A 695-nucleotide genomic window follows, 5' to 3' on the forward strand; every position below is an offset into this window, starting at 1 on the left:
CCACGGAGTGATTCATGACTGGGGTGAAGTCGTAACAAGGTAGCCCTAGGGGAACCTGGGGCTGGATCACCTCCTTATACGATTTAGAACTTATTTGTTCGTAGTGTCCACACAGATGATTGTTATTGTAAAGAGAACAACACTTATTGTTTTGGGTCTGTAGCTCAGCTGGTTAGAGCGCACCCCTGATAAGGGTGAGGTCGGTAGTTCAAATCTACTCAGACCCACCACTTCTTGTCTAATCAAGAAGATGGTTAAAACAGTAAGTACCAGCATATGTGGGGCTATAGCTCAGCTGGGAGAGCGCCTGCCTTGCACGCAGGAGGTCAGCAGTTCGATCCTGCTTAGCTCCACCACTTTTACTTCTTAAAAATAAATATTCTTTATCGGGCCATTAACAGCCTGAGAATAGAGTGTGTTTAATTTTGAGAGGTTTTTGTATCTCTTGCTCTTTAAAAATTTGGAAAAGCTGATAATAAAATTCTGATGAATACATTGTATTTATCAAGAGTTTTCAAAAGTAAAAAAAGAATGGTAGCAGTACCATTCAGTGCCATTTAATTAACTCTTTGAGTTGATTGATTGGTATCTACTTTAGTATTCAATATTAACTTCTGGCGAAGTTAAACTGTCACAAAACAAAGACCCGTTTGGGTTGTATGGTTAAGTGACTAAGCGTACACGGTGGATGCCTT

2 tRNA genes and 1 rRNA gene are annotated in these 695 nt (G+C 40.3%); all 3 read left to right on the top strand.

Going from position 1 to position 695, the window contains the following annotated elements:
- A 16S ribosomal RNA gene (locus H5122_RS19985) occupies positions 1-77 on the top strand; the annotation flags it as partial.
- Between the two features lie 76 nt (positions 78-153).
- Positions 154-230, top strand: a tRNA-Ile gene (locus H5122_RS19990).
- Positions 231-280: 50 nt separating this feature from the next.
- Positions 281-356, top strand: a tRNA-Ala gene (locus H5122_RS19995).
- Positions 357-695 lie beyond the last annotated feature (339 nt).

The organism is Pseudoalteromonas sp. SG43-8, assembly GCF_014164245.1.
Classification (GTDB): Bacteria; Pseudomonadota; Gammaproteobacteria; order Enterobacterales; family Alteromonadaceae; genus Pseudoalteromonas; species Pseudoalteromonas distincta.